Raw genomic sequence first — 21079 nt, 5'->3', positions numbered from 1 at the left:
CACTTTCCGGAAAGAGTGGCCATTCCGCGTCGGATGGCCACTCTTTCTCCGTGCGTGCGCCCGTCAGAGGCGGTTGTCGAGGGTGGCGAGGTTGCCGCGGGCGGCGTCGGTGGGGAGACGGTCCCGGGCGGTCGGGTCGCCGTAGAGGGTCCAGCGGAGGAACTCCGACGTGGTGTCGGCGACCACCCGCAGCGCCGCGCCGTCGGTGAGCAGGGCGCGGCCGTGGTCCCCCTTCGGCAGGCTCAGCATCGCCTTCGGCCAGGGGACCGCGTCGTACACCGCCTTGCCGGCGGCGTAGTCGATCACCTCGTCGGCCTCGCCGTGCACGAAGAGCTGCGGCGCGGCGGCCCCGGCGAAGGCGGTGCCGACCCCGAGCGCGGTGCCGGCGAAGACCACCCCGGCGTCCAGCCGCTCGTCCCGGCCCGCGGTGAACAGGCCGATGGTGGTCACCCCGCCGGCCGAGTGCCCGGCCGCGGCCACCCGGTCGGCGGCCAGCCGGCCGCGCAGCGGGTCGCCGGCCGTCCCGTCCAGCGCGAGCACCTTGTCCAGCGCGTACGAGACGTCGGCGGGCTGGTTGAGCACGTCGAGCACGTTGCCGTCGGCGCCCCGGCTGGTGTGCGGGAAGGTGGGCGCGGCCACCACGAACCCGGCCGTCGCCCAGCGGGTGAGCAGCTCCGCGTAGTCGTTCGGCCGGCCGTTGAGGCCGTGGCTGAACATCACCACCGGGAACCGTCCGTCCGCCACGCTCGCCCCCCGCTGCGCCGGGCCGCCGGCCTCGCCCCGGGCCGGGTACCAGAGGGTCACGGGCAGCGGGCGGGCGCCGTCGCGGTTCAGCTTCAGCTGCCGTACGCCGACGGCGAAGGTCTCCGTCGGCGCGGTGCCGGCGGGCACCCGCGGGCTCGGGGTGGCGGCCTTCGGCGGCTCCGCCGGGGCGACCGGCCGGGCGGTCGGGGCGGGAGCCGCCGAGCAGCCGGCCAGACCGACGGAGAGCAGCGCGGCGGCGAGCAGGGCGGGGGTGGGGCGACGGGACATGAACCCGATTGTGCCTGGGTCACCGGGGTGACCGACCACTGTTGGACGCAGTGTGACCGTCACGGGTGCAGGCGGTCGTGGAGGGCGGTGACGCCGGGGCCGACGGCGTCGGCCGGCAGCCGCCGGGCGGCCTCCCGGTCGTCGTAGAGGGTCCAGCGGAGGAAGTCCGTGGTGGTGGCGAGGACCTGGTCGAAGCCCGGGCGGCCCGGGGTCAGGTACTCGCCGTGCCCCTGCCCGAGCACGCTCAGGAAGGCCGCCGGCGGGCCGGCTCGGTCGTACGCGGCCCGAGCGACGCCCAGCGGCACGACCGGGTCGGCGGTGCCGTGCACGAAGAGCAGGGGAGCGGGCGGCCCGGCGAAGCTCCCGGCCAGCCCGCCGCCGGCGATCACGATCCCGGAGCGGAGCCGGGCCGAGCGTCCCGAGGTGAACATGCCGGCGGTGGTGAAGCCGCCCGCCGAGTGGCCGGCGGCGGCGACCCGGGCGACGTCCAGGTGCCCGGCCAGCGGGTCCCCCCGCCGGGTGTCGAGGCGGACGAGGTGCCGCACCAGCCGCCAGCCGTCCGCCGGCTGGTGCCGGACGTCGGCCCGGGTGAACTGCCGCGCCCGCAGGTTGGTGTGCGGGTACGTCGGCGCGGCCACCACGAAACCCGCCGCCGCCCAGCGGGTGGTCAGCCCGGTGTGCAGCTCGGGCAGGCTGTGCAGGCCGTGGCTGTAGACCACCACCGGGAACCGTCCCGGGGCGACCCGCCCGCCCTCGCTCGGGTACCAGAGCGTCACCGGCAGGGGGCGGGGCCCGGTCGGGTCGATGGTGAGGGTGCGTACCGCCACCGGGTGCAGCCGGTCCGGGGCGTGCCCGGCCGGCGGCGGCCCACCGACGGCGGCGATGGCCGGGCCGCAACCGGCCAGCAGCGCCGTCAGCAGCGCCGTCAGCAGCGCGGCGACCGGCCGCTGCACCCCCATCCCTCCACCGTAGGTGCCCGGCGGCCCATCCCGGCCCCGCCGTCCGGACCGGGTGCCGCCCGCCGCCCGGCCGGTTCCGGTCCACCGCTCGGATCGGAGGCCTCACCCTGGGTTCGGCGGGGCCGTGCGGGGTGCCGGGTTTCGCTAGGGTCTCCGGCATGTCTGACGAGTACCTGGACCCCAGCGGCAACACCGAGCAGTTCCGCGCCTTCGCCCACGCGGAGCCCGCCGCGTCCGTAGAGGCGGCGTCCCGGCTGCCGCTGATCGTCGCCACGGCGGTCGTCGCGGTGCTGCTGGTCACCGTCGCCGCCTGGCTGGCCCTGGGCTGATCGCCTCGGCGCGTCGGGTCGGGACCCGATCTGACCGCGACCCGCTACAAACCTGATGACGCAGACGACTCACCCGGCGGGGCAACCCGGTGAGTCGTTCCCGTCATCAGCTTCGTAGTGGGTCGCGGACCGGTCCGGTTCCCCTCAGCCGGCGGCCGCGGCCACCGCCCGGGTCTCCCGGGCGATCTCCCGCTCCTCGTCGGTGCCGACCACGCAGACGCTGACCTCGGCCCCGTCGGGTGAGATCACCCGGTCGCCGCCGCCGCCCGCATTGCGCGCCGGGTCCACGGCGATGCCGAGCCGGTCCAGCCCGGCCAGCGCCGCGGCCCGGACCTCGGCGGCGTGCTCGCCCACCCCGGCGGTGAAGGTGACCGCGTCCACCCGGCCGAGCAGCGCGTAGTACGCCCCGACGTACCCGGTGATCCGCCGGCAGTAGACGTCGAAGGCCAGCGCGGCGGCCGGATCCCCGGCGGCCCGCCGGGCCAGTACCTCGCGCATGTCGTTGACACCGGTGAGACCGAGCAGCCCGCTGCGGTGGTTGAGCAGGTCGTCGATCTCGTCCACCCCCATCCCGCCCTCGCGGCGCAGGTGGAAGATGACCGCCGGGTCCAGATCGCCGCTGCGGGTGCCCATCACCAGGCCCTCCAGCGGGGACATGCCCATCGAGGTGGCCACGCTGCGCCCGCCGGAGACGGCGCAGACGCTCGCCCCGTTGCCCAGGTGCAGGGTGATCGTGTGCAGCTCCTCGTACGGGCGGTCCAGCAGCTCCGCCGTGCGCCGGGAGACGTACGAGTGCGAGGTGCCGTGGAAGCCGTACCGGCGGACGCCGTAGCGCTCGGCGATCTCCCGGTCGATGGCGTAGGTGGCGGCGGCCTCGGGCAGCGTGTGGTGGAAGGCGGTGTCGAAGACGGCGACCTGCGGGAGGTCGGGCAGCGCCTCCCGGGCCACCTCGATGCCGGCCAGGTTGGCCGGGTTGTGCAGCGGCGCGAGCGGCACCAGCTCCCGGATCGCGGCGAGCACCCCGTCGTCGACCAGCACCGGTTCGCTGAAGCGCCGGCCGCCGTGCACCACCCGGTGCCCGACCGCGCCCAGCCCGGTCAGGTCGAGCCGGTCGAGGATCTGCCGCACGGCGGTGGCGTGGTCGGCCGGCCCGCCCCCCGGCTCGCCGATCCGCTCCACCGTGCCCGAGTCCCGGACGGTCTCGCCGTCGTACAGCCGGTACTTCACGGACGAGGAACCGCAGTTGAGCACGAGCACCCGGTCGGTCATGACGCCTCCGCGGCGGCCTGGATGGCGGTGATCGCCACGGTGTTCACGATGTCGGCGACGGTCGCGCCCCGGGACAGGTCGTTCACCGGCCGGCGCAGCCCCTGCATGACCGGGCCGACCGCCACCGCCCCCGCCGAGCGTTGCACCGCCTTGTACGTGTTGTTGCCGGTGTTCAGGTCCGGGAAGATGAAGACCGTCGCCCGGCCGGCCACCTCGCTCTGCGGCAGCTTCGTCGCCGCGACCTGCGGGTCGATTGCCGCGTCGTACTGGATCGGGCCCTCGACCAGCAGCTCCGGGCGGCGCTCACGGACCAGCTTGGTGGCCGCCGCGACCTTCTCCACGTCCGCGCCGGCGCCCGAGTCGCCGGTGGAGTACGACAGCATCGCCACCCTCGGCTCGATGCCGAACCGGGCGGTGGTGTCGGCCGAGGAGATGGCGATGTCGGCGAGCTGGGCGGCGTCCGGGTCGCGGTTGACCGCGCAGTCGCCGTAGACCAGCACCCGGTCGGCGAGCAGCATGAAGAAGACGCTGGAGGCCACCGAGAGCCCGGGCACGGTCCGGATGATCTCGAACGCCGGGCGGATGGTCGCCGCGGTGGTGTGGGTGGCCCCGGAGACCATGCCGTCGGCGTGCCCGGTGGCCACCATCATGGTGCCGAAGTAGTTGGGCTGCGCCACGACGTCGTGCGCCAGCTCGACCGTGACCCCCCGGTGGCCGCGCAGCCGCGCGTACTCGACGGCGAACTCGTCGCGCCAGTCGCTGGTGACCGGGTCGACCACGTCCGCGCCGGTGACGTCGATGCCCAGCTCCCGGGTCCGGCGGGCGATCTCGTCGGGGCGGCCGAGCAGGGTCAGGTCGGCCACGCCTCGCCGGAGCAGCACCTCCGCCGCCCGCAGGATGCGCTCCTCGGTCCCCTCGGGCAGCACCACCCGGCGGCGGGCGGCCCGGGCCCGGTCGATCAGGTCGTACTCGAACATCAGCGGGGTGACCCGCTCGGACCGGCTGACCCGCAGCCGGCGGGCCAGGTCGACGGTGTCCACGTTGCCCTCGAACGCGCCGAGCGCCGCCTCGACCTTGCGCGGGTTGGCCGGGCTCGGCCGGCCCTCGATCCGGCTGGACGCGGCCACCGTGTCGTAGCTGTCGCTGCGCACGGAGAGCACCGCCAGCCCGGTGTTGAGCCCCTCGACCAGCCGCATCGCCCGGGGATCGGGCTGTTCGCCGAGGGTGAGCACCAGCCCGGCCACCGAGACCTGCCCGGCGACGTGCGCGGCGCTGGCGGCGACCAGCAGGTCGGCCCGGTCGCCGGGGGTGATCACCAGCGCGCCCTCGGTGAGGTGGTCGAGCAGGGTGGGCACGTGCGCGGCGCCGACCACGTAGTCGAGCACGTCGCGGTCGAGCGCGGCGTCGTCCCCGGCGAGCAGGGTGGCGCCGAGCGCCGCCGCCACCTCGGCCACCGTCGGCGCCGACACGGTCGGCACCTCCGGGATGGCGTACGCGGGGACGGGCAGCTCCGGCAGGGTCATCGGTCCCGGCACCCGGTTGGCGATCACCGCCAGCACCGTCGCGCCCAGGTCCTCCAGATCGTGGTACGCCCCGCGCGCCGCCGCCGCGATCGACTCCGGCTCCTGCCCGAAGCCGTCGATCACCGGTACCACCACGCTGCCGAAGTCGGTGGCCAGCCGGGCGTTGAAGGCCAGCTCGCGGGGGCCCGCGCCGTCGCCGCCGTCGGCGAAGTCGCTGCCCACCACGACCACCGCCGGGCAGCGCCGCTCGACGTCGCGGTAGCGCTCGACGATCCGGGAGATCAGCTCCTCCCGGCGCCCGTCGGCGACCAGGGCGTTCGCCTCGGCGTACGTGGCGCCGGTCAGCTCCTGCTGCGGCAGCTCCACCCGGTAGCGGTCGATGAGCAGGGCGAGGATGGGGTCGGCGCCGGTGTCGGCGACCAGCGGCCGGAACGCGCCGATCCGCTCGACCTGTCGGGAGAGGAGTTCCGCGAGGCCGAGGGCGATGGTCGACTTTCCCCCGCCGGACCCCACGCTGGTCAGATAGACGCTGCGGGCCACGCCCTTCACCCTAGAAGATCACGCGCCCCCGCGCCCGGGACCTCCGCCCCACCCACCCGGTCCCTTCGCCCCGGTGATCATGAGGTTGGCGGCAGTGAAAGGGGCGAAAACACCCGGCCAACTTCATGATCACCGGGGTGGACACCCGGGGGAGGGGGACGGCGGTTACTCGTCGTCTTCGTCGTCGAGGCGGGCCAGGTAGGTGGCGAGGCGTTCGATGGGGGTTTCGAACTCGGGGTTGAGGTCGACGAAGTCGCGCAGGCGCTCGGCGAGCCACTCGATGCTGATCTGCTCGTCGGCCCGGCGCTCGACGAGCTCCTCGATGCCACGGTCGGTGAAGTACATCCGTACGTCCTTGTGGTTGGCCGCCGACGGGACCGGGGCAGTGCCGTCACGCGGACGGCGCTGCCCCGGGTCTCGGCGGTGCGGTCAGGTCACGGGCGGGGCAGGGCCGCCTCGATCAGCGCGGTCTGCTCGACCTCGTGCATCTTGGCCGAGCCGACCGCCGGGGCCGCCGCGGCCGGGCGGGAGATCCGCCGCAGCCGGACGTCGGCCAGGTGCTCCAGCAGGTTGAGCGCGACGAACGACCAGGCGCCCTGGTTGGCCGGCTCCTCCTGCACCCAGGCGAAGTCCTCGGCGTTCGGGTACTGCGCCAGGGCGGCCCGGATCTCCTCGACCGGCATCGGGTAGAGCTGCTCGATCCGGATGATCGCGGTGTCGGTGACGCCGCGCTCGGCCCGGGCCTGGAACAGGTCGTAGTAGACCTTGCCCGAGCAGAGCAGCACCCGCTTCACCTGCTCCGGCGCCGGGGCGGCGGTGTCGGCCAGCACCGGCTGGAAGGTGCCGGTGGTGAAGTCCTCCACCTGGGAGATGCAGAGCTTGTGCCGCAGCAGCGACTTCGGCGTGAACACCACCAGCGGCTTGCGCTTCGGCGACAGGGCCTGACGGCGCAGCAGGTGGAAGTAGTTCGCCGGGGTGGTCGGGATGGCCACCCGCATGTTGTCCTCGGCGCAGAGTTGGAGGAAGCGCTCCGGGCGGCCGGAGGTGTGGTCCGGGCCCTGCCCCTCGTGGCCGTGCGGCAGCAGCAGGGTGACCGCGGAGCGCTGGCCCCACTTCACCTCGCCGGAGGAGATGAACTCGTCGATCACCGACTGGGCGCCGTTGACGAAGTCACCGAACTGGGCCTCCCAGGCCACCAGCGCGTTGACGTTCTCCACCGAGTAGCCGTACTCGAAGCCCATCGCGGCGTACTCGGAGAGCAGCGAGTCGTGCACGAAGAACCGGGACCGCTCGCCGTGGCCGGTGAGCGTCTGCAGCGGCAGGTAGTCGTCGCCGGTCTTGGCGTCGACCACCGAGGCGTGCCGCTGGACGAAGGTGCCGCGGCGGGAGTCCTGGCCGGCGAGCCGGACGGTGACCCCGTCGTGCAGCAGCGAGCCGAACGCGATGATCTCGCCGTAGCCCCAGTCGATGTTGCCCTCGACGGACATCTTCGCCCGCCGGTCGAGCAGCTGCTGGATCCGCTTGTGCGGGGTGAAGCCCTCGGGGAGGTTGACGTGCGCCTCGCCGATCGCCTTCACCACCGCGGCGTCGGTGGCGGTCTCCACCTGCGGCTCCGGCTCCTCCTCGCGGCGCGGCCGGGACAGCTGGCGCGGGGTGGTGGCGGCGTCGCGGGTGGCCTTGAAGACCCGCTCCAGCTGCCCCTGGTAGTCGCGCAGCAGCTCCTCCGCGTCCTCCACGGTGATGTCACCCCGCCCGATCAGCTCCTCGGTGTAGAGCTTGCGGACCGAGCGCTTCGAATCGATGATCTTGTACATCTCCGGGTTGGACATCGAGGGGTCGTCGCCCTCGTTGTGCCCGCGCCGGCGGTAGCAGACCAGGTCGATCACGACGTCCTTGTTGAACGCCTGCCGGTACTCGAAGGCCAGTCGCGCGACCCGGACCACGGCCTCGGGGTCGTCGCCGTTGACGTGGAAGATCGGCGCCTGGATCATCCGGGCCACGTCGGTGCTGTAGAGGCTGGACCGCGAGTACTCCGGGGCGGTGGTGAAGCCGACCTGGTTGTTGACCACCACGTGCACGGTGCCGCCGGTGCGGTAGCCACGCAGCTGGGAGAGGTTGAGCGTCTCGGCCACCACGCCCTGGCCGGCGAAGGCGGCGTCACCGTGCACCGCCAGCGGCAGCACGGTGTAGCCCTCCAGCTTGAGGTCGATCCGGTCCTGCTTGGCCCGGACGATGCCCTCCAGCACCGGGTCCACGGCCTCCAGGTGCGACGGGTTCGCCACCACCGAGACCTTGACCGCGTGGTCGCCGTCCGGGGTGGTGAACTTGCCGTTCTGGCCCAGGTGGTACTTCACGTCGCCGGAGCCCTGGGTCGAGCGCGGGTCCAGGTGGCCCTCGAACTCGGAGAAGATCTTCTCGTACGGCTTGCCGACGATGTTGGCCAGCACGTTGAGCCGGCCGCGGTGCGCCATGCCGATGACGACCTCGTCCAGCCCGCCCTCGGCGGAGCACTCCAGGATCTCGCCGAGCAGCGGGATCAGCGACTCGCCGCCCTCCAGCGAGAAACGCTTCTGCCCGACGTACTTGGTCTGGAGGAAGGTCTCGAACGCCTCGGCGGCGTTGAGCCGGTTGAGCACGTGCTTTTGCTCGTCCGGGGCGGGCTTCTCGTACTTGCGCTCGATCCGCTCCTGGATCCAGCGCCGCTCCTCCGGGTCCTGGATGTGCATGTACTCGATGCCGACCCGGCGGCAGTACGAGTCGCGCAGCACACCGAGGATCTCGCGCAGCTTCATCCGCTGGCGGCCGGCGAAGCCGTTGACCGGGAAGACCCGGTCGAGGTCCCACAGGGTCAGCCCGTGCTGGAGGACGTCCAGGTCCGGGTGCTTCCGGATCTTGAACTCCAGCGGGTCGGTGTCGGCCATCAGGTGGCCGCGCACCCGGTACGCGTGGATCAGCTCGTGCACCCGCGCGGTCTTGTTGATCTGGCCCTCGGAGTCGACCGCGACGTCCCGCATCCAGCGCACCGGCTCGTACGGGATGCGCAGCGAGGTGAAGATCTGGTCGTAGAAGCCGCGCTCGCCGAGCAGCAGCTCGTGCATCACCTTGAGGAACTCGCCGGACTGCGCGCCCTGGATGATCCGGTGGTCGTACGTGCTGGTCAGCGTGATGATCTTGCTGACCGCCAGCTCGGCCAGGGTGGCCTCGCTCATGCCCTGGTACGGCGCCGGGTACTCCATCGCGCCGACGCCGATGATGGCGCTCTGGCCCTGCATCAGCCGGGGGATCGAGTGCACCGTGCCGATGCCGCCCGGGTTGGTCAGCGAGATGGTGGTGCCGCCGTGGTCCTCCATGGTCAGCTCGTTGCGGCGGGCGCGCCGGACGATGTCCTCGTACGCCTGCCAGAACTGCCGGAAGTCCATCTGCTCGCACGCCTTGATGGAGGGCACCACCAGGTTGCGGGAGCCGTCCGGCTTGGCCAGGTCGATGGCGATGCCCAGGTTGACGTGCTCCGGGCGGACCAGCGCCGGCTTGCCGTCGACCTCGGCGAAGGAGTTGTTCATCTCCGGGTGCTCGACCAGCGCCCGGACCAGCGCGTACCCGATCAGGTGGGTGAAGCTCACCTTGCCGCCGCGCCCGCGGGCGAGGTGGTTGTTGATCACGATGCGGTTGTCGACCAGCAGCTTGGCCGGGACCGCGCGCACGCTGGTCGCGGTCGGCACGGCCAGCGAGGCGTCCATGTTCTGCACGATCTTGGCGGCCACGCCGCGCAGCGGGGTGGTGCCCGCGGCGCTCGCGGTCGGGGCCTTGGCGGCCGGCTTGGCCGGGGCGGCCTTGGCGGGCGCCGGCTTGGCGGGCGCGGCCTTGGCGGCCGGGGCCGGCTTGGCCGGCGCGGCCGGCTGCGTCACGGTCACGGCGGCCTCCTGCTGCCCGGCCGGCTCGGCGGGGGCGGGCTTGACCTGGGTTTTCTCCTCCGCGGGGCGCGGCGTAGCGGCCCCCGGAGCGGGCCGGTAGTCGGCGAAGAAGTCGTGCCAGGCCGGGTCGACGCTCGACGGGTCGGCGAGGTAGCGCTGGTACATCTCCTCGACGATCCACTCGTTGGGGCCGAAACCCGCCAGTGGGTTCTCCTGCGAAGTCTGCTGGGTCGACACGGCCGGTAATCGCCTCTTTCACGCGGGTTCGTATGTCACGCGGTGGCACCCGTGCCCGTTACGAGCGGACGGGAGACGGCTCCCAGGCTACGCCGTACGAATGCCGCAGGCATTTCCGCCTCCGACGGGTGGTCCGTTTCACAGAAGATGCCAGAAGTTCAGCAAACGCTGCGTGTCGCGTCGACTCCTGCTAAACGCCGGCGGCCCCGGGCGGTGACGTGATCGCCACCACCCGGGGCCGCCGGCCCGTCCGGCTCAGGCGATGTCGCGGCGCCGCATGATCAGGCTGCCGGCCGCCGAGGTCAGCACGGCGTACGCGATCAGGACCGCCGCGCCCACCCACTGCGGCGGGTTGCCCGGCAGTTCGGTGCCGCTGATCATCAGCGAGGACGCGGTGGACGGCACGATCACCGCCAGCTTGCCGATCCAGTCCTGCTCCAGCCACTGCTGGAGCAGGAAGAAGATCAGGTTCGCCGCCGTCGTGCCGACCAGGTAGAGCACCACCGCGGTGATGGTCGCCCCGATCTGGCTGCGGATCAACACGCCGAAGCCGACGCCGAAGATGCCCCAGAGCACGTACGCCAGCAGGTTCAGCAGGATCGCCCGGGTGATGTCCCAGTCGCCCAGGTGCGCGTCCCACCCCTTCACCGAGAAGAAGATCAGCGTCGCCGGCACGGTCAGCGCCGTGGTGACCAGCCAGAAGAAGGCGCCGATCAGCGCCGCGGTGACCAGCTTGGCGGTGACCACCACGGTCCGGTGCGGAGTGGTGAGGAAGGTGGTCGTCGCGGTCTGGTGGTAGAACTCGTTCGTCACCACGATGATGCCGAGCAGCAGCACGAAGAGCAGCCCGAAGTACTGCCCCGAGGTGAACAGGTTCGCCGCCTGGAAGACCTCGTCGGCCGAGGCGAGGACCTGCTCGGCCTGCTCCGGTGGCAGGCCCTCCACGTCCTGCGGGCCGCTGAGGGTGATGTTCGCGTTCACCGCGTTGACCAGGAACGCCAGGATCAGGGTGACCAGCGCGCCGAGGCCGAACAGCCACCAGGTGTTGGTGGTACGGATCTTGAGCAGCTCGGATCGGACCAGGTTCATCGGATGCCCGCCTTTCCGGCCGTCAGCTCCAGGAAGACCCCTTCCAGGTCGGGCCGTTCCGTGGTGAGTTCGTGCAGTTCCACTCCGGCGGCCAGGGCGACCCGGCCGACGGTCGGGGCGTCCGCCCCGTCCACCAGCAGGACGCCGTGCTCGTCCGGCGTGACGGTGGCCGACTGCGCCTTCAGCGCGGCGACCAGCTCGTCGGCCTGCGGGGTGCGCACCCGCACCCGGACGCCCTGGGCCATCGAGCCGATAACCTGCTCCACCGGCCCCTGCCGGACCAGTTGGCCGGCGGCGATGATCACCACGTCGTCGGCGAGCAGCTGCATCTCCGAGAGCAGGTGGCTGGAGACCAGCACGGTGCGGCCCTCCTGGGCCAGGCTCTTGAGGAACCCGCGCATCCATCGGATGCCCTCCGGGTCCAGCCCGTTGGCCGGCTCGTCCAGGATCAGCACCCGGGGGTCACCGAGCATCGCGGCGGCGATGCCGAGCCGCTGCTTCATGCCCAGCGAGTAGCCCTTGAACTTGCGCCGGGCGGCCGGCGTCAGGCCGACCAGGGCCAGCGCCTCGTCGGCGCGCTGCCGGGGCAGTCCGGCCGCCGCGCAGATCACCCGCAGGTGGTTGAGGCCGGTCCGGCCCTTGTGGGCGCTGGACGCCTCCAGCACCGCGCCGACGTGCCGCAGCGGGTCGGTCAGGTCGGCGTAGCGGACCCCGTCGACGGTGGCCGTGCCGCTGGTCGGGGTGACCAGGTTCAGCAGCATGCGCAGCGTGGTGGTCTTGCCGGCGCCGTTCGGGCCGAGGAAGCCGGTCACCCGCCCCGGTTCGACGGTGAAGGACAGGTTGTCCACCGCCCGGACGTTCTTGTAGTGCTTCGTCAGTCCGGACACCACGATCTGGCCCGTCCCGGTGCTGGGGCTCCACTGCCCGTCGGACATCGTGCTCCTCCCGTGCGGCGGCGCGTCACGCGCCACGGTGTGCGGCGCCGTTGCGGTAAGCGCCGGGCACAGCCTGGCAAGCGCGCGCAAGCTGGTCAATCAGGCACGGGCCGTAGACCCGGCTCCACCTCACGCAGGAGGGGCTCGTCCTCAGGGACGAGACGCCGGTTGCGGGGGCAGCGCGATCCAGGTGGCCCGGGCCCGGCCGAGCAGCATGCCGGTCGGGCCGTACAGGCTGGTGTGCACGACCGCCTTGCGCCCCTCGCCGGCGACCAGTTCGCCGGTCACCACGCACGCGTCGCCGGGCCGGGGCAGCGCGTCGACGATCGCGGCCACCCGGCCGAGGACGTACGGCCGGCCCGGGGCGATGACCGCCCAGCCGCCCGGGCAGTCCAGCGCGGCCCAGACGGTCGCGGCCACCACCCGATCCGGCGCGCGGAACGGCGCGGCGGTCCGCCCGTCCGGCAACCGGCCGGGGAAGATCCGCAGGCCGTCCGCGCGGTCCGGGCCGCAGACGTAGCAGCCGGGGAAGGGGTGGTCCCGCAGCCCGGGGTACGCCGTCGAGGCGGCCGCCGCCGTGGCCGGGTCCACCGGGGCGACCGCCGGGGGCGGGTCGTCGGTCGGGCGCACCTGGGCGACGAGCTGCCCGTCCGGGTCGAGGACGTCGCCGTCGGCCAGGGTCAGCGGGGTCTCCAGTGGGGGCGGGCGGCGCAGCGTCACCTCGACCGGCCGGTCACCCCCGTACGCCTCGGCGAAGACGCCGGCGCTCCACCCGCCGTTGCCCGAACCGGGCGGCCCGTTGAACCGGGACTCGATGATCATCGACGCACCTCCGTCGTGCCCGGCGCCGTCGCCGGGGTCCGCCGGGGCAGCCTCGCACGTCGGCCCGGCGGACTGTCGGGAGCCCACCGGGGCCGGCGGTCGCAGCCGACCGCCGGCCGGCGTTCACCGGATCGACACCCGTCGCCGGGGCGGCCGGCAACCCCGGCCACCTAGACAGGTGCCATGGCCGTTCTGCACGCCGCTGGCGCACCCCTGACGACCAGCGGATACACCCTGCTGATCGCCGACGACCCGACCCAGGTCGCGGCCGCGCAACGACTGCGCCACGAGGTCTTCGCCACCGAGCTCGGCGCGACCCTGCGCTTGGGCGGGGCCGGACTGGACGTCGACGACCTCGACACCCACTGCGACCACCTGATCGTGCGCGAGGAGCGCACCGGGGCGGTGGTCGGCACGTACCGGCTGCTGCCGCCGGGGCGCACCGACCGCCGGTACGCCGAGGGCGAGTTCGACCTGACCGCCCTGGACCCGCTGCGCGACGTGCTGGTGGAGGCCGGCCGCTCCTGCGTCCACCCCGACCACCGCTCGGGTGCCGTGATCAACCTGATGTGGGCGGGCATCACCCGCTACCTGCACCTGCGCGGCTCCCGCTGGCTGGGCGGCTGCGCCTCGGTTCCGGTGGGCGACGGGGGCCGGGCCGCCGCCGAGGTGTGGGCCCGGGTGCGCGCTCGGCACCTGGCCCCGCCGCTGCTGCGGGTCCGCCCGTTGCGCCCGTGGTTCGCCGAACCGGGGGTGGTGCCGCCGGACTCCGCCGAGGGCGGCGCCGCCGGGCAGGCGCTGGTCCCGCCGCTGCTCCGCGGCTACCTGCGGCTGGGCGCCTGGATCGCCGGGGAGCCCGCGTACGACCCGGACTTCGGGGTGGCCGACTTCTACGTGCTCTTCTCCCTGGACCGGATGAACCCGCGCTACCTGCGGCACTTCCTCGGCGGGGGACAGCGGTGAGCGCCGAACTCTGGCGCCCCAGCTCCGGCTGCGGCCCGGACTGCCTGCCGGTGCCCGGTCAGGTGCCCGCCGTACCCGTCGCCCGGCGGGCGGCGCGGCTGCTGGGCGTACTCGGGATGCTGCTGGTCGGGGCCGGCCTGGCCGGGCTGCTGCCGGTGCTGCCGGCCGCGTCGCGGGCGACCGCGCTCCGTGCGTGGGCCCGGGCGACGGCGCGCGCCCTCGGGGTCCGGCTGGAGGTGCGGGGCCGGCCGCCGCGCCGGCGGGCGCTGCTGGTCGCCAACCACGTCTCCTGGCTGGACGTGCTGGCGGTGCTCACCGTCGCGCCGGCCCGGATGCTGGCCAAGCGGGAGGTGCGGTCCTGGCCGCTGGTCGGGGTGCTGGCCCGCGCGGGCGGTGCGCTCTTCGTCGACCGGGCCCGGCCCCGCGAGCTGCCCGCGACGGTCGCCCGGATCGCCCGGGCGTTGCGGGCGGGTGACCCGGTCGCGGTCTTTCCGGAGGGTACGACCTGGTGCGGCACGGCGACCGCCGGCGACTGCCGGCCGGGGCGGGGGTTCCGGCCGGCGGTGTTCCAGGCGGCGATCGACGCCGGGGCGCCGGTGGTGCCGCTGCGGGTCGGCTACCGCTGCGCCGCCACCGGGGAGGCCACCACGGCGGCCGCCTTCCTCGGCGACGACACCCTCTGGCGGTCGGTACGCCGGGTGCTCGCCGCCCGCGACCTGGTGGTCACCGTGCGGGTGGCGGCGGCGCTGCACCCGGCACCGGGCGCGGACCGGCGGGCGCTGGCCCGGGCGGCCGAGTCGGCGGTCCACCTGGTGCCGGTCCGGCCCGCCGTGTCCCGTCCGGTGGCCCTGCCGGCCGGTCCGCACCCCCTCGCGGCGGTCGTGGCGAGCGGGGCGTCGGCTGCCGGGCCGGCGCCGGTTGGGCTCGGTGCCTGCGCAGGCGGACGGGAGTTGGACCTGGCGGCCTGACACACCGGACTCGCGACAGTCTTGTTCTATCGCGATGTATCGCGTTAGGCTCTCCTCCTGAGCGCCGGCCGTCGGCCGGGCGCGTCGAGGGGAGGACGCCATGGCCGACTGGACGGTCGAGCAACCGCGCCGCTTCACGCTGGACGACCCGGTCACCGAGCTCGACGTGCGGCTGATCAGCGGCCGGCTCACCGTGGTCGCCACCGACGGCCCGGCCCGGGTGGACATCACCCAGGCCGGGGGCGAGGGGCGGCCGATCCACGTCGCGTACCGCGACGGGCGGCTCAGCATCGTCCAGGAGCGGAAGTTCCGCTGGTCGCAGGTGTTCCGGTGGGTGGGGCCGCTGGCCCGCTGGCCCCGGGTCGACGTCTCCGTCGCGGTCCCCGCCCACGTACCGGTCAGCCTCGACCTGGTCGACGGCGCCGTGGTCGCCTCCGGGCTGCGCGGGCGGACCCGGGCCGACGTGACCTCCGGCCGGATCACCCTGATGGGGCTGCGCGGCACCACCGCTGCGAAGATCGTCTCAGGCCCGGTGGAGGCGCTCGGGGTGGCCGGCGAGCTCACCCTGGAGACCGTCTCCGGCGAGGTCATCCTCGCCGACAGCGCCCCCGGCCAGGTCCGCGCGCACACCGTCTCCGGCGCGATCACCTGCGACTTCGACAACCCTCGCGGCAGCGAGATCCGGCTCAGCACCATCTCCGGCAGCATCACCGTCCGGGTCCGGGAGGACAGCGACCTCGCCGTCCGGCTGCACACCGCCTCCGGGCGCATCACCAGCGGCTTCCCCCAGGTGCTGGCCAGCCGGGGGATGGCCGCGGTGCGCGACAGCGAGGGCGTCCTCGGCGCCGGCGAGGGTAAGCTCTGGGCCTCCGCGACGTCGGGCAGCATCGCGCTGCTCGCCCGGCCGGTGGACGACGACCAGGAGGAGCTGCCGTGACCGCCGTGTTCAGTCACGGGCGGCTCCGGCTCTACCTGCTCAAGCTGCTCGACGGCGGGCCGAAGCACGGCTACGAGCTGATCCGGCTGCTGGAGGAGCGCTTCCTCGGCCTCTACGCCCCCAGCGCCGGCACCATCTATCCCCGGCTGCAACGGCTGGAGGTGGAGGGGCTGGTCAGCCACACCGCAGCCGGCGGTCGCAAGGTCTACGAGATCACCGAGGCGGGCCGGGCGGAGCTACGGCAGCGCGCCGCCGAGCTGAGCACCCTGGAGGCCGACATCACCGCCTCGGTGCAGGACCTCTCCGCCCTCGCCGGGGAGATCCAGTCCGAGGTGCGCGGCTCGGTGCGGGACCTCAAGCGCGAGCTGCGCGAGGCGGCCCGGCAGACCCGGCAGACCCGCTGGGACCGGCCGGTCCCGCCGCCGGCGCCCGCCCCCGCCGCCTCGCCGCTGCTGACCGAGTTCGACCAGCGGCTGGCCGCCTTCACCATGGAGGTCGGCGGCCTGGTCCGGGCGCAGCGGCTCTCCGACAACCAGCTGCGCACCGCGATCCGGGTCCTCGACGGCGCGCTCGACGGGCTGCGCCGGCTGCTGCGCTGAGCGGCTCACAGGGTCTTTTCAGGAAGCGTCCAGCGGCGGCGCAGCCGGGTCGCGGATGATGGCGAGCATGGCCGCTACCCAGACCGAGGCGCGACTGCTCGTCGTCGAGGATGATCCCAACATCCTCGAACTGCTCTCCGCCAGCCTGCGCTTCGCCGGATTCGACGTGGCCACCGCCACCAGCGGCAGCGCGGCGTTGAGCACGGCCAAGGACCACCGCCCCGATCTCGTGGTCCTCGACGTGATGCTGCCCGACCTGGACGGCTTCGAGGTCATCCGGATGCTCCGCGAGGGTGGCACCCGTACCCCGGTGGTGTTCCTCACCGCCCGGGACGCGACCGACGACAAGATCCGCGGGCTCACCCTGGGCGGCGACGACTACGTCACCAAGCCGTTCAGCCTGGAGGAGCTGACCGCCCGGATCCGCGCGGTGCTGCGGCGTACGGCCACCGGGGAGCACGCGCCCGCCCGGCTCACCTTCGCCGACCTGGAACTGGACGAGGAGACCCACGAGGTGCACCGGGCCGGCCAGCGGGTGCAGCTCTCGCCGACCGAGTTCAAGCTGCTGCGCTACCTGATGCTCAACGCCAACCGGGTGCTCAGCAAGGCGCAGATCCTCGACCACGTCTGGAACTACGACTTCCGGGGCGACGACAACATCGTCGAGTCCTACATCTCCTACCTGCGCCGCAAGGTGGACAACACGCAGCCCCGGCTGATCCACACCCTGCGCGGGGTGGGCTACGTGCTGCGCAAGCCGGCAGCGTGAGCGCGAGGAGTGAGCCGGTTCTGCGAGCCCCGCGGTCGCGGACCACGGTGAACCGGTGAGCGTCCTGCACGAGGCGAAGGGCCGACTGCGCAGCGTCCCGTTGCGGATCAAGCTGGTCGCGTCGGTGCTGGCGCTGGTCGCCGCCGCGCTGCTCGTGATCAGCTCGCTGACCACGTACTTCCTGCGCAACTACCTGGTCGGCCAGGTGGACGCCGAGCTCCAGGCGGCCAGCGTCCAGGTCGGCCGGGTGCTGCCCGACCTGGAGGCGGGCCGGGCGCGGGCCGCGCTGCCCACCGACTACGTCGTGGCGCTGGCCGACGACGACGGTGGCAAGATCATCGGGTACGACGAGAACCTGGAACTCCAGGACCTGCCGCCGGTCCCGGCCGACGTGGCCGGGTTCCGCGCCGAGGAGGGCGACCCGCGCACCGTCCGCGCCCAGGACGGCCACGACCGCTGGCGGATGCTCTACCGCGAGCTGCCGGACGGCCGGGTGCTGGCGGTCGGGCAGCACCTCACCGACGTCGACCTGGCCGTCAAGCGGCTGGTGTGGATAGACCTCCTGGTCGGCGGGGCGGTGCTGATCCTGCTCGCCTCGATCGGCGCGGCGATCGTGCGGACCAGCCTCAAGCCGCTGGTGGAGATCGAGCGCACCGCCGCCGCCATCGCCGGGGGCGACCTCACCCGGCGGGTGCCCGACCCCGAGGACGGGCAGGAGTGCGCCACCTCCGAGCTGGGCCGGCTCTCCCGCGCGCTGAACGCGATGCTGGCCCAGATCGAGGCCGCCTTCACCGCCCGGGCCGCGTCGGAGACGGCGGCCCGCTCGGCCGAGGCCGGCGCCCGGGACGCGGCACAGGCGGCGCAGGCCTCCGAGGCGCGGGCCCGCCGCTCCGAGGAGCGGATGCGGCAGTTCGTCGCGGACGCCTCGCACGAGCTGCGTACCCCGCTGACCACCATCCGGGGCTTCGCCGAGCTGTACCGGCAGGGCGCGGCGCGCGCGCCGGAGCAGACCGCCGACCTGCTGCGCCGCATCGAGGACGAGGCGGCCCGGATGGGGTTGCTGGTGGAGGACCTGCTGCTGCTGGCCCGGCTGGACCGGGAACGACCCCTCTCGCTGGCCCCGGTCGAGCTGCCGGTGCTCGCGTCCGACGCGGTGCAGGCCGCCCGGGTCGTCGCCCCCGACCGGCGGATCGAGCTGGACATCGAGCCCGGCTCCGGCCCGCTGGTGGTGCACGGCGACGACGCCCGGTTGCGGCAGGTGATCGGCAATCTGATGACCAACGCCCTCACCCACACGCCGCCGGACGCCGCGGTGACCCTGCGGCTGCGTACCGAGCCGGGGAACCTGGCCGTGGTCGAGGTGGCGGACACCGGCCCCGGCCTCAGCCCGGAGCAGGCCGAGCGGGTGTTCGAGCGCTTCTACCGGGCCGACGCGGCGCGGACCCGTCGGGCGAGCGGGATCACCAGCACCGGCCTGGGCCTGGCGATCGTCGCGGCCCTGGTCTCCGCCCACCACGGCACCGTGCAGGTCACCGAGACCCCGGGCGGCGGGGCGACCTTCCGGGTCCGGCTGCCCCTGCTGCCGGACGCCGACGGCGACGCCGACTGACTTTCAGACAACATTCAGGCGGGTTCCAGGCTGGTGCCAGTGCGAGGGGAGAAAGTGGACCCATGACCGAGTTCGAGACCGACCCGCAGCGGCGGCCGGCCGCCCCCGACGGGGAGCCGTCGCACCCCACCGCCGAGCTGTCCCGCGTCGAGCGCGGGCAGTCCGACTCCACCGAGCCCGGCCCGGCCACCCCGGGCGACGCCGCCGGCACCGCGGGGGAGCCGGCGCGCACCCCGACCCAGCCCAGCGCCGCCACCGCGCCGGACGCCCAGACCGCCGCCGCGCCGTACGCCGCCGCCGGCCACACCTCCGCCGCGCCGTACGCCGGCCAGCCCTCCGGTGCCGGGTACCCGGCCACCGGCCAGACCCACGGCGGGTGGCCGGCCACCGGCCAGACCTCCGCCGCGCCGTACCCGGTCGGGGCGCACGGGGGCGACCAGACCTACCGCCCCGGCTACCAGCCGTACCCGGCGGCCGGCCAGTACCCGGCGGCCGGCTACCAGCCGGCGCAGCCCGGGCAGCAGTCCGGCTGGGCGGCCGGCTACCCGGGCGGGCCCGGTGGTCCGGTACCGCCGCAGCACGGCGGGCAGCCGGTGCCGCCCTGGGCCGCCGGCCCGCGCCCCTCGAAGGTGGCCAAGTTCGTCGGCGCCGGCGTGGCGGTCTTCGCCCTGATGCTCGGCTCCGGCGTGGCCGGTGGCGCGCTCGCCCTGGCGGTGGAGGGCGACTCCGGCGGGATCACCCGCACCTACTCGGCCGCCCCGGTGATCAACAGCGCCGACCTGCCGAAGATCGCCGCCGCCGTGCAGGACAGCGTGGTCTCGATCCTCACCGGCAACAGCGAGGGATCCGGCGTGATCCTCAGCGCCGACGGCTACGTGCTCACCAACAACCACGTGGTCGCCTCCGCCGCCGGCGACACCGTCCGGGTGGTCTTCGCCGACGGCAAGACCGCCCAGGCCAAGATCGTCGGTACCGACCCGAAGACGGACCTGGCCGTGGTCAAGGCCAGCGGCGTGAGTGACCTGAAGGCCGCCAGGTTCGGCGACAGCGACGGGATGCAGGTCGGCGACCAGGTGCTCGCCCTGGGCAGCCCGCTGGGCCTGCAGGGCTCGGTCACCGCCGGCATCCTCAGCGCCCGGGACCGGACCATCCAGGCCGGCGAGAACGGGCAGCAGCAGAACCCGCAGCAGGGCGCCAGTTCGATCTCCGGGCTGCTGCAGACCGACGCGCCGATCAACCCCGGCAACTCCGGCGGCGCGCTGGTCAACACCCGCGGCGAGGTGATCGGCATCAACACCGCGATCGCCACCGCCGGGCAGGGCAGCAGCGGCAACATCGGGGTCGGCTTCGCCATCCCCAGCAACAAGGCCAAGGACGTCGCCGGGAAGCTCCAGCGCGGCGAGAAGGTCAGCCACCCGTCCCTCGGGGTCAGCGTCAACGCGGCCGAGGACGGCGGGGCGCTGGTCGCCGCGGTCGTGCCGGGCAGCGCCGCCGAGAAGGCGGGCCTGCAGCGCGGCGACGTGATCACCCGGTTCGGCGACAAGGTGGTCAACGATTCCAACGACCTCGTGGGCGCCGTCCAGGCCGGCAAGGTCGGCGACCGGGTCGAGGTGACCTACAAGCGAAATGGTGCCGAGTCGAAGGCAACCGTCACGCTCGCCGAGACGTCATAACACCAGACCTGCCTCCTCCCGGGGCGGCGGGTGGCGGAGCCAAGGGGGTTGGCTCCGTCACCCGCCGCCCTTTTTCGTGCCTGGCCCCTTCGCGCCCGCGGCGCCGATTCACCCCGGTGGGGTGAGCCGCGCTCACCCGGCCCGTCGGCATCCTCGCCAGGAGCCGACCGCACGGGAGGGGACGCCATGACCACGGCAGCGGCCACCCGCACCGATCCGGACATCCAGCGCGACGTGCTCGACGAGTTGGCCTGGGACCCGCAGGTCCAGCCGCACGAGATCGGGGTGAGCGTCGCCGACGGCGTGGTCACCCTGACCGGCCGGGCGGACAGTTTCGCCCGCAAGTGGGCGGCGCAGCGCTGCGCGCACCGGGTACGCGGGGTGCGCGCGGTCGCCGACGACGTCGAGGTGCGCCTGCCCGGCCTGGACGGCCAGGACGACGCCGACCTCGCCGTCGCCGCCGTACGGGCGCTGGAGTGGGACAGCTTCGTGCCCGCCGAGCGGCTGGACGTGACGGTCGCCAACGGCTGGCTGATGCTGCGCGGCGAGGTGGAGTTCGGCTTCCAGCGGCGTACCGCCGAGCGGGAACTGCGCCGGCTGCGGGGCGTACGCGGGGTGACCAACCTCGTCGAGGTGGTGCCGCAGAGTCCGCCCAGCGCCGAGCAGACCGCCCGGGACCTGCGCCGGGCGCTGCGCCGCCGGACCGGCACCGAGGCGATCACGGTCGAGTTGGCCGGCGACACGGTCATCCTGGGCGGGACCGTCCGTTCCTGGTGGGAGCGGGACGAGGCGGAGCGGGTCGCCTGGTCGGCCCCGGGCGTACGGGCCGTGGACGACCGACTCGTCGTCACCGGGTGAACCGCCGCCGGGCCCGTGCGGGGTGTCCGTTTACCGCCGTCACGCCGGGGAAATCGC

Annotated in this window: 18 protein-coding genes; 9 read left to right on the top strand and 9 right to left on the bottom strand. The window is 73.9% G+C overall.

Annotated elements, in window-relative coordinates; translation table 11 throughout:
* Nucleotides 1–63: 63 nt before the first annotated feature.
* Both V6U88_RS01055 and V6U88_RS01050 read right to left on the bottom strand, forming a co-directional pair.
* Entirely contained in the window at nucleotides 64–1032 is a 969-nt protein-coding gene (locus V6U88_RS01055) for an alpha/beta hydrolase family protein (protein ID WP_334449085.1), read from the bottom strand.
* Nucleotides 1033–1091: 59 nt separating this feature from the next.
* Nucleotides 1092–1991, bottom strand: a complete 900-nt coding sequence (locus V6U88_RS01050; RefSeq protein WP_334449083.1) for an alpha/beta hydrolase family protein — start codon at nucleotides 1989–1991, stop codon at nucleotides 1092–1094.
* Nucleotides 1992–2149: 158 nt separating this feature from the next.
* On the opposite strand from V6U88_RS01050, the gene V6U88_RS01045 reads away from it, so the two are divergent.
* Complete coding sequence (locus tag V6U88_RS01045) at nucleotides 2150–2320, top strand: hypothetical protein (protein WP_334449081.1); 171 nt, start codon at nucleotides 2150–2152, stop codon at nucleotides 2318–2320.
* 144 nt (nucleotides 2321–2464) lie between these two features.
* On the opposite strand, the gene V6U88_RS01040 is transcribed toward V6U88_RS01045, so the two are convergent.
* The 7 genes from V6U88_RS01040 to V6U88_RS01010 form a co-directional block, all read right to left on the bottom strand.
* Nucleotides 2465–3589, bottom strand: coding sequence for an acetate/propionate family kinase (locus tag V6U88_RS01040; RefSeq protein ID WP_334449080.1), 1125 nt, complete (start codon nucleotides 3587–3589; stop codon nucleotides 2465–2467).
* Entirely contained in the window at nucleotides 3586–5652 is a 2067-nt protein-coding gene (gene pta, locus V6U88_RS01035; RefSeq protein ID WP_442934548.1) for a phosphate acetyltransferase, read from the bottom strand. The genes V6U88_RS01040 and pta overlap by 4 nt, the downstream gene beginning before the upstream one ends.
* Nucleotides 5653–5817: 165 nt before the next feature.
* Entirely contained in the window at nucleotides 5818–5997 is a 180-nt protein-coding gene (locus tag V6U88_RS01030) for a DUF6104 family protein (RefSeq protein ID WP_334449077.1), read from the bottom strand.
* A gap of 89 nt (nucleotides 5998–6086) precedes the next feature.
* A complete protein-coding gene (locus V6U88_RS01025) occupies nucleotides 6087–9800 on the bottom strand; it encodes a multifunctional oxoglutarate decarboxylase/oxoglutarate dehydrogenase thiamine pyrophosphate-binding subunit/dihydrolipoyllysine-residue succinyltransferase subunit (RefSeq protein ID WP_334449075.1) in 3714 nt (1237 codons plus the stop codon).
* A gap of 255 nt (nucleotides 9801–10055) precedes the next feature.
* Nucleotides 10056–10889, bottom strand: a complete 834-nt coding sequence (locus tag V6U88_RS01020) for an ABC transporter permease (RefSeq protein ID WP_334449073.1) — start codon at nucleotides 10887–10889, stop codon at nucleotides 10056–10058.
* Nucleotides 10886–11824, bottom strand: coding sequence for an ABC transporter ATP-binding protein (locus V6U88_RS01015; RefSeq protein WP_334449070.1), 939 nt, complete (start codon nucleotides 11822–11824; stop codon nucleotides 10886–10888). The genes V6U88_RS01020 and V6U88_RS01015 overlap by 4 nt, the downstream gene beginning before the upstream one ends.
* A gap of 150 nt (nucleotides 11825–11974) precedes the next feature.
* Nucleotides 11975–12646 (bottom strand): hypothetical protein, encoded by a 672-nt coding sequence (locus V6U88_RS01010; protein WP_334449068.1) that lies wholly within the window; start codon nucleotides 12644–12646, stop codon nucleotides 11975–11977.
* A 183-nt stretch (nucleotides 12647–12829) separates the two neighbouring features.
* Here V6U88_RS01010 and V6U88_RS01005 point away from each other — a divergent pair, with 183 nt between their 5' ends.
* The 8 genes from V6U88_RS01005 to V6U88_RS00970 all read left to right on the top strand — a co-directional run bounded on the left by V6U88_RS01005 (nucleotide 12830) and on the right by V6U88_RS00970 (nucleotide 21022).
* On the top strand, nucleotides 12830–13609 hold the full coding sequence (locus tag V6U88_RS01005) for a GNAT family N-acetyltransferase (RefSeq protein WP_334449067.1): 780 nt from the start codon (nucleotides 12830–12832) through the stop codon (nucleotides 13607–13609).
* Nucleotides 13606–14577: a lysophospholipid acyltransferase family protein gene (locus tag V6U88_RS01000; RefSeq protein ID WP_334449064.1), complete on the top strand. Its 972-nt coding sequence runs from the start codon at nucleotides 13606–13608 to the stop codon at nucleotides 14575–14577. Before V6U88_RS01005 ends, V6U88_RS01000 begins: the two co-directional genes overlap by 4 nt.
* A gap of 100 nt (nucleotides 14578–14677) precedes the next feature.
* Complete coding sequence (locus tag V6U88_RS00995) at nucleotides 14678–15514, top strand: DUF4097 family beta strand repeat-containing protein (protein ID WP_334449062.1); 837 nt, start codon at nucleotides 14678–14680, stop codon at nucleotides 15512–15514.
* Nucleotides 15511–16113, top strand: a complete 603-nt coding sequence (locus tag V6U88_RS00990) for a PadR family transcriptional regulator (protein WP_334449061.1) — start codon at nucleotides 15511–15513, stop codon at nucleotides 16111–16113. The genes V6U88_RS00995 and V6U88_RS00990 overlap by 4 nt, the downstream gene beginning before the upstream one ends.
* A 67-nt stretch (nucleotides 16114–16180) precedes the next feature.
* Nucleotides 16181–16882, top strand: a complete 702-nt coding sequence (locus tag V6U88_RS00985) for a response regulator transcription factor (protein WP_334449060.1) — start codon at nucleotides 16181–16183, stop codon at nucleotides 16880–16882.
* 55 nt (nucleotides 16883–16937) lie between these two features.
* Nucleotides 16938–18491, top strand: a complete 1554-nt coding sequence (locus V6U88_RS00980; protein ID WP_334449058.1) for a sensor histidine kinase — start codon at nucleotides 16938–16940, stop codon at nucleotides 18489–18491.
* 62 nt (nucleotides 18492–18553) lie between these two features.
* On the top strand, nucleotides 18554–20164 hold the full coding sequence (locus tag V6U88_RS00975; protein ID WP_334449056.1) for a trypsin-like peptidase domain-containing protein: 1611 nt from the start codon (nucleotides 18554–18556) through the stop codon (nucleotides 20162–20164).
* A 186-nt stretch (nucleotides 20165–20350) separates the two neighbouring features.
* Nucleotides 20351–21022 (top strand): BON domain-containing protein, encoded by a 672-nt coding sequence (locus V6U88_RS00970; protein WP_334449054.1) that lies wholly within the window; start codon nucleotides 20351–20353, stop codon nucleotides 21020–21022.
* Nucleotides 21023–21079: the final 57 nt, after the last annotated feature.

Origin of the sequence: Micromonospora sp. CPCC 205739 (assembly GCF_036906795.1) — a bacterium.
Classification (GTDB): Bacteria; Actinomycetota; Actinomycetes; order Mycobacteriales; family Micromonosporaceae; genus Micromonospora.
The sequence above is the reverse complement of the archived record's forward strand: the minus strand, read 5'-3'. Positions and strand labels throughout refer to the sequence as shown.